The organism is Paracoccus sp. SM22M-07 (genome assembly GCF_001887735.1).
Lineage (GTDB): Bacteria > Pseudomonadota > Alphaproteobacteria > Rhodobacterales > Rhodobacteraceae > Paracoccus.
In genome coordinates, this window is sequence record NZ_JPKW01000006.1 from 185465 (window position 1) to 192706 (window position 7242).

Here is a 7242-nt window from a genome sequence, read left to right on the forward strand (position 1 = left end):
TTCTTGCTATGAGGACGATGATGAACGTCAAGGAAACCCTGAACGACGGCCTGAAGCGTGGGTACCAGTTCACGCTGCCCGCCGCCGAACTGGCCGCCGCTGTCGATGCGAAGCTGAAAGAAGCGCAGCCCGAAGTCGAACTGAAGGGCTTCCGCAAGGGCAAGGTCCCGATGGCCATGCTGAAGAAGCAGTTCGGCCCCCGTGTCCTGGGCGACGCCATGCAGGAAGCCATCGACGGCGCCCTGCGCGATCACCTGGAAACCTCGGGCGACCGCCCGGCGGTCCAGCCCAAGGTCGAGATGGAAAACGGCGAGCAGTGGAAAGAGGGCGATGACGTCGTCGTCAACGTCACCTATGAAAACCTGCCCGAGATCCCCGAGGTCGACCTGTCCAGCCTGAAGCTGGAAAAGCTGAGCGTTCCGGCCGAGGAAGCCGCCGTGAACGAGGCGCTGGAGAACCTGGCGAAATCCTCGCAGGCGTTCGAGGACCGCAAGAAGAACACCAAGGCCAAAAGCGGCGATCAGGTGACGATCGACTTCAAGGGCTTTGTCGACGGCGAGGCTTTCGAAGGCGGCGCGGCCGAGGATTACCCGCTGGTCCTGGGCTCGAACAGCTTCATCCCCGGTTTCGAGGATCAGCTGGTCGGCGTGAAGGTCGATGAAGACGTCAAGGTCGAAGTCAAGTTCCCCGAGGAGTACGGCGCAGCCCACCTGGCCGGCAAGGACGCGACCTTCGAGTGCAAGATCAAGGCCGTCAAGGCTCCGGTCGATGCCAAGATCGATGACGAACTGGCCAAGAAATTCGGCGCCGAGGACCTGGACGGTCTGAAGAAGCAGATCGCCGAGCGTCTGGAAGCCGAATATGCCGGTGCCGCACGCGCCGTGATGAAGCGCGGCCTGCTGGACCAGCTGGACGAGAAGGTCAAGTTCGACCTGCCGGCCTCGCTGGTGGAAGCGGAAGCCTCGCAGATCGCGCATCAGCTGTGGCACGAGGAGAACCCCGAGGTTCACGATCACAACCACGGCGAAATCGAGACCACCGAAGAGCACAAGTCCTTGGCAGAGCGTCGCGTCCGCCTTGGCCTGCTGCTGGCCGAAATCGGCCAGAAGGCTGAAATCACCGTGAACGACCAGGAAATGACCCAGGCCGTCATGCAGGCCGCCCGTCAGTATCCGGGCCAGGAACGTGCCTTCTTCGAGTTCATCCAGCAAAACCAGGCCGCCCAGCAGCAGCTGCGTGCGCCGATCTTCGAAGACAAGGTCGTTGATCACATCGCGGAAAAGGCCGACACCTCGACCAAGACCGTGACCAAGGAAGAACTGGAAAAGGCCGTCGAGGCGCTGGACCAGCTGTGATCCGTCACCTCTGAGACGAATGGAAAGGGCTGCATCGTGATGCGGCCCTTTTTCATGGGGCGCATCCTTGCGCCGTGTCGGGACATCTGCGTTCCACGCAGGTCTGATGCCGACCAAGGTCCCTTGAGTTGGACCGGCGCAGCGATTAATTGGGGCGCTATGGACGCGAAACTTCATCTGATGAAATTGTGCGTCGGTGCCGAAGGGCCCGATGATCTGGCCGCATGGCAAAAGCAGCGTTTCGGCAAGGCGCCGGCAATGCACGTGACCCGCATGTGGCCCAAGCGCGAGGCCGAGTTGCTGGATGGCGGCTCGATCTTCTGGGTGTTCAAGGGCGTGATGTTGGCGCGTCAACGCATCTTGTCGCTGGACGAGGTGATCGGCCAGGACGGTATCAAACGCTGCGGTCTGGTTCTGGACCGCGATCTGGTGCGTGTGGCGGCGATCCCGCGCCGGGCGTTTCAGGGTTGGCGCTATCTCAAGCCCGAAGATGCCCCTGAGGATCTGCCGAAAGGTCGGCAGGCCGAGGAAGCATTGCCGCCCTCGATCGCCGCTGCCCTGGCCGAGATGGGTTTGCGCTGATCCGTGATGCTTGACGACACCGCTCGCTTGGGTTACCGGAAGGTCAAGGCGGGTGTAGCTCAATGGTAGAGCAGAAGCTTCCCAAGCTTACGACGAGGGTTCGATTCCCTTCACCCGCTCCAGCATAAATTTCAAAAAAGCTTGTTTCTATAATTAGTTGGCCGACGGTGTCGAAGAATAGCATACGCTGGCGGATAGGGAACAAATGGCCAACTTTGGCCTATGGGATCCGTATTATCCCATAGACTCCCGAAGAAACTCCCGAAGTATGTTCCCGTTTTCACCCATCGGCCTTGGTCGTCGAGATAGCTAGCTCAATGAATTCCTGCAGACCAAAACGTTGGCTAAGCAATGCTGGCCATCGGACGGTACTGCGCAGTGGCGTTGTTTGCGCTCGGTCAAGTTTGATTTTACGGGAAGTTAGTCGCGGCGGCAGAGGAAGCTCTTTGATCCAGCCATTCTGCTATGACCACGACATTGGTGCCGGTATCTTCAGCGGCCGCGCAGTCAGACAACCAGCGTGCCGTCCAGTCCGGGCCAGTGGTGGCATAGCAGGAGATGCATCCAAGCCGATGACTCCCAATCAGGGTCATCTCGTTGCCACACACATCACACCAGTCATTACGCAACACGGTATTCTCCAAAGCCTCTCGGCTTCGATTATCACGCGAGTGTTACCGATTAGATAACCTCGTCGTTTTCTCAGTGTGTGCCCTTGGCACGTCGGCGCCAGTCCCATGGCATGTCGAACCTACTGCTCCAGACCCCCCGCTTTTCATTTTTCGCGGACTGCTCCTCGGCGTCATAGATGTCTCCGCCATACTGACGATAGGCCACGGCCCAGCCCTGCGCCACCATCCAGGCATTCAGGTTTCGCTTTCCGGTCCAGCATTCTGCGACCACTCGGCCATAGCGGTCGGTGTCACGTTCCTCGCAGCGGACCTCTCGCTGGTTGATCGTGTCCACCAGCGCATCGGTAGATGCCTTCCCGCAGTCCCAGTTCGATCGGTCTCGTGCACAAGTTTGCCGCCCCTCTGGGGCATCGATGCCGAACATCCGGATCCGCGTGCCGCCAATGTGCAGCGTGTCGCCGTCGATGACATGGGCTAGACCTGCCACCTGATCGCGCACTTGTTCACTCTGAAGAATGTCCCGCAGCTGATCTTTTAAGGCGTCGCTGAGTTGCGGGTTTCTATCGCCGATTGCCATGATCGCGGCAACGATGGCCAAAGCACCTAGAAGTTTCTGCAAGTCGCTCCGGCGGCGTGTCTTCTGTCTCGAACCCATGGCCTGTGGTGTGGAGCTAAATGCAAGCGTCCACAATACATAGTTGGCACTAGCGGCCCTAAGCCGCCAGACAGCGACCGCCGGGCGCTGCCTTGCAGCATCCCCAGACCGGACGTTCGTGCCTGCCGCAGCAAGTTTGACCAGGTAATGTCGTTGATGCGGGACAAAGCGGCCGTGGGTTTCGCATGCCACCTGATCGACCAAGCGCTCCACCGTTGCCTGCATGACCGCAGGCCTTCGAGGTCTCCATGGGACGCAGTTCCGATGATGCCCTGGTCGTGACTGTTGCCGAACCATATCGGGCAAGCCAATGAGATGGGCACATCGGACATGTATTGAACCAGCATAATGTCTGCAGCCTGCGCGCCGACCACGGACCGAAGCATGCACCCAGGAAATATCAGGCGAAGGTGGCTGTGCCAGACTTGCGACGATCATACCAAACTTGAAACCACTGCTCTGCGGACAACGGCGCATGCGTGAAACTGCTTGACTGAGACGACCCCGTTACCGAAGTCCTGACCCTACAAACCGTCGAGATTTGCGGCGCGCGAGTAAAAAGTGCGCCCCGCAACTTTCCTTGGGCTATGAATTCTCCGATATGCCTTCAGCATTGCGGGGCTCTGCCCCCTTCTCGTAGCCTAAGACTGGGTGGGCTTTAATCCATTTGCGTTCATTCAGCTCACCCACCACAAAGCGAGCTGCGTCGCACGTGTGAATCTTAAAGTTTCCGCGACTTAGCTTCCCCTCCTCAACCAGGAATGGTTTGGAAGGTCCTTTAAGAAGATAGGTCAAGCGGACGACGGTCCAGTCCAGATCGCCGGATTCTTCAAGGATCGCCTCCATTCGGGCCATGTCGGTATAGGTGTTAATCAGCAACCGTCTGAGAAACTTAGAGTAGAATGCCGGGGCATTGGGGTTGTCGACCGTCCCGCCCGAGGACAGGACCATGATTCGCTTAACCCCTGTCTGGCGCATCGCTTGGCGGATCGCGCGAGTGGCGTCACTATAAAGTGTGGTAAACTTCATCGAGGAGCCCAGTCCGCCGTGTCCAAGTGCAGAGATCACTGCATCCGCACCCTGCATAGCAATTGTAAGCGTTTCAGGGTTGGAAAGGTCGATCTTCGCGACTTCGACCCCCTTAATGTGTGAGAGAGTTTCAGGACGGCGGACGGCGCCCACGACGTTGTGGCCGGCGGCAAGCGCTTGGGTTACTATTTCCTGACCAACCGACCCATTGGCTCCAACGACAACGATACGCATTATATCTGCTCCGATTTTCATTGCTCCGAGGCGTCTCTCATTCCGGCCAGAAAGGACAGCATCGGCTTTTAGGGTCCGCTTGCCATGTAGGCCAGTCCACATACGCGGACCGTCACGGATCGGCTCTGCAGCATCAGGCGCGGAGGCAATGATAGGCCGCCACACGGCATAAAATGGAGCCTACGCTGCAGCGTGACAAGAGCGCTAGCATGTGCGACATCTAGGGGAGAACTTATGCAAAAATCCTCTAGCCTTTCGAAGTTGAACAAGACTGCTAATAGGTATTCGGAGGACGTCCGGTCCTTCCAAAACCCCTTCGATCACCTGCTCAGACTGTGCGGCTGCAACGGTTCGGAACATCCCATAGACCAGACTTTGCCGGGCCTATTGCACCGCGCCGAGCACGAACGTCCAATCTAGAGACGCGCACCGGGCATCCTATGAGCCACGAACGGCTGGTAAGGGCTTTTAACGTCGATTTGCCGGCCTTGGTGCCGGCAACGGCCCAGGGCAGCCCCTGACCAGCGCACTCGGCCCATAGCGGCCGGTCGGCCCGTGTCGGGCGCTACTTTGCCGCGTCTCTAGACCGGACGTTCGTGCTTGGCGCAGCGAGATCGTCGGGTCACAGTCTGCTATGCGGGACAAAGCTGCCTTCAAGCGGTCGGAGCATTGTAGGCCAACCTTTATCCGTGTCAGATGTCTGAACATCTTGCGTCGAGGGCTGCTAGGGGGTGCTATGTCCGAACCACGCGTGGCCGGCCTAAACCATGTAACACTGGCCGTAGCGGACTTGGACCGATCAGTATCCTTCTACCACGACACCCTAGGCTTCCGGCTGCGCGCCATTTGGAATGACGGGGCTTATCTAGAAGCAGGCGCGCTATGGCTGTGCATTTCATTAGACCCGAACGCCAAGCATGCAAGGCGGGATGACTACACTCATCTCGCCCTAGATGTTGCGTCATTCCACTTCGAGGCTCTGGCGGCACGGGTCCGGACAGCCGCACCGATCTGGAAGGAAAATCGTTCAGAGGGCGCGTCGCTTTATTTCCTGGATCCAGATGGGCACAAGCTAGAGCTTCATGTTGGGTCATTGGCTTCCCGCCTTCAGCATTACCGGGACTACCATTCAAATGGGCGAACCCTCTTAGATTGACTCTCATCGTGATCGGCGGCTGTGGGCTCTTCACGTCGATCAGCCGCGCATATCCGCGGCGCGAGGGCGCGGCAGCCCGTGATCGGCGCACACGGCCCTTTGCTGCCGTTCGGAAGCCCACCCACGTCGCCGCGTTTCTTTCTCGAAGCGGACGGTCGACACGTGGCGCAGCATTTTCAAATGACTTTGGTGATCACCTTAGGACCGATACAGATTTACTTTGATTTCGTTCGACCAGAACGGCGTTCCTACCGAAGAGATGATATCGCGCTCATCCAACCACGTGACGAGTTCGCTATTTTCTTTCGTCCTCCTGAGCGTCGGACTTGTATATCCTGTCTGGATTTTTGCGTATGGATCCGGCAACTGCCCCAAAACCTCGCGAACCTCGTTCTTATCGAGCTTTTCCTGAAGGAGATTTAGCAGCCGGATCTGTGTGCCGACTGGCTTTGAGTTCACGATAATTGCCTTGACAACATCAGGCGTGAGTGACGGCAGCGCGACATTTGTCCGCAACAAGATTGGCCCGATGATACCGGCACGCTCGGGAAGGCTGGAAAGAGTGCTCAAGTCCATCAAATCGATGATCTCTCGCTTCTCGCTGTCAGATATGTCGGTGGTGAGCAAGCGCTCGCGGAAGTTGTCGTCGACCGAGAAAGTACTGGGGTCACGAAGATAGAAAGAGATGTTCCGGGCGACGAATGTCGTTTGGAGATCGACCTCGCCATTGAGTGCAGACAAATTCTGGACATCGAACGTGACACGACGCTCATCGATGAGTATCTGGCGCTTGCGGGCACCTATAACTTCGGGGAACTTTTTGGATTCATTAGGTAGTGCTTTGATATATTCCCGATATACCTCATCTTCAAGATCGTCTGCGTTGATCAGAAATTGACGGAGAGGTTGCGCTTCCTTATCTCCCCGAAGCGGAGTTTCAAGAAGTCCTGCTCGGACCTCGTCATTGGCAAGGAAAGCGATAAGAGCGGCGTGCTCGAAAGTCGCCGACCGAATGAAATCAAGACAATTAGACCAGGTCGGAACGATACGATTATTGCGGAACACCAAGGCCTGATAACGCTCGGGTACATTTTCGAGAGTCGGCAAAAGTTTCGTCTGGCGTCGGACAAAGGTTTCTATCTCGGCGGCGTCAAGCGTATCGTGGGACATCACAGCCAGAATTGCGTCAATCTCCTCCGCATCGTCATCGGCCATTTCAATCAATACATTCAAGAAATACGCTTCGAAATCATTCTCTACTCGGTCGAGGAGAGGTTCAGCTCCGGAATTTCGAACCTTCGAGTAATGCCGCTTACGCAGGGCAGAACCGGTTTCTTCTCCGAGGATGGAGCCGAAGATGTAATCAAAGTTGGACTCGTTCAGGCGGTAATGGCCAAACTCGTACAGTTTTCGAGCGACGTTCGGATACCCGTCGATTGCAGCTAGGTCCTTCGTCTCGATCCGCAACTCTTCGAGCTTAACTGGATCCAACCCTTCAACTGGCCTGCCCCTATCGGGTGGTCCGGTTTCAATCTTAGTGCATTACGTGTCTTGTCGCTACAGCTGGGGTGGCCGGCGAAGCGGCTCCGGATGGCGAAG

The 7242-nt window shown here is 57.4% G+C and carries 6 protein-coding genes and 1 tRNA gene; 4 read left to right on the forward strand and 3 right to left on the reverse strand.

Going from position 1 to position 7242, the window contains the following annotated elements; all coding sequences use genetic code 11:
• Window positions 1–20 precede the first annotated feature (20 nt).
• From tig to IE00_RS11455, 3 genes are all read left to right on the forward strand, one after another.
• A complete protein-coding gene (gene tig / locus IE00_RS11445) occupies window positions 21–1355 on the forward strand; it encodes a trigger factor (protein WP_072297239.1) in 1335 nt (444 codons plus the stop codon).
• A gap of 159 nt (window positions 1356–1514) precedes the next feature.
• On the forward strand, window positions 1515–1937 hold the full coding sequence (locus IE00_RS11450; RefSeq protein ID WP_072297240.1) for a DUF1489 family protein: 423 nt from the start codon (window positions 1515–1517) through the stop codon (window positions 1935–1937).
• Between the two features lie 48 nt (window positions 1938–1985).
• Window positions 1986–2059 (forward strand) — tRNA-Gly (locus IE00_RS11455).
• Window positions 2060–2639: 580 nt separating this feature from the next.
• Here IE00_RS11455 and IE00_RS19505 read toward each other — a convergent pair.
• Both IE00_RS19505 and IE00_RS11465 read right to left on the reverse strand, forming a co-directional pair.
• Window positions 2640–3449, reverse strand: a complete 810-nt coding sequence (locus IE00_RS19505) for a thermonuclease family protein (RefSeq protein ID WP_170864135.1) — start codon at window positions 3447–3449, stop codon at window positions 2640–2642.
• Between the two features lie 360 nt (window positions 3450–3809).
• The gene (locus IE00_RS11465) at window positions 3810–4487 is read right to left on the reverse strand and encodes an NAD(P)-dependent oxidoreductase (protein WP_170864136.1); all 678 of its coding nucleotides are present in this window, start codon (window positions 4485–4487) and stop codon (window positions 3810–3812) included.
• A gap of 736 nt (window positions 4488–5223) precedes the next feature.
• On the opposite strand from IE00_RS11465, the gene IE00_RS11470 reads away from it, so the two are divergent.
• Window positions 5224–5643 carry a VOC family protein gene (locus tag IE00_RS11470; protein WP_072297242.1) on the forward strand — a complete coding sequence of 140 codons (420 nt, stop codon included), beginning with the start codon at window positions 5224–5226 and terminating at the stop codon, window positions 5641–5643.
• Between the two features lie 198 nt (window positions 5644–5841).
• Here the strand turns inward: IE00_RS11470 and IE00_RS11475 are convergent, their stop codons facing one another.
• Window positions 5842–7134, reverse strand: a complete 1293-nt coding sequence (locus tag IE00_RS11475) for a hypothetical protein (protein ID WP_072297243.1) — start codon at window positions 7132–7134, stop codon at window positions 5842–5844.
• Window positions 7135–7242 lie beyond the last annotated feature (108 nt).

Excerpts from the sequence above, each read along its gene's own strand:
- IE00_RS19505 (WP_170864135.1), bottom strand. The coding sequence starts at position 3,449 with ATGCAGGCAACGGTGGAGCGCTTGGTCGATCAGGTGGCATGCGAAACC.
- tig (WP_072297239.1), top strand. The coding sequence starts at position 21 with ATGAACGTCAAGGAAACCCTGAACGACGGCCTGAAGCGTGGGTACCAG.
- IE00_RS11470 (WP_072297242.1), top strand. The coding sequence starts at position 5,224 with ATGTCCGAACCACGCGTGGCCGGCCTAAACCATGTAACACTGGCCGTA.
- IE00_RS11450 (WP_072297240.1), top strand. The coding sequence starts at position 1,515 with ATGGACGCGAAACTTCATCTGATGAAATTGTGCGTCGGTGCCGAAGGG.
- IE00_RS11465 (WP_170864136.1), bottom strand. The coding sequence starts at position 4,487 with ATGCGTATCGTTGTCGTTGGAGCCAATGGGTCGGTTGGTCAGGAAATA.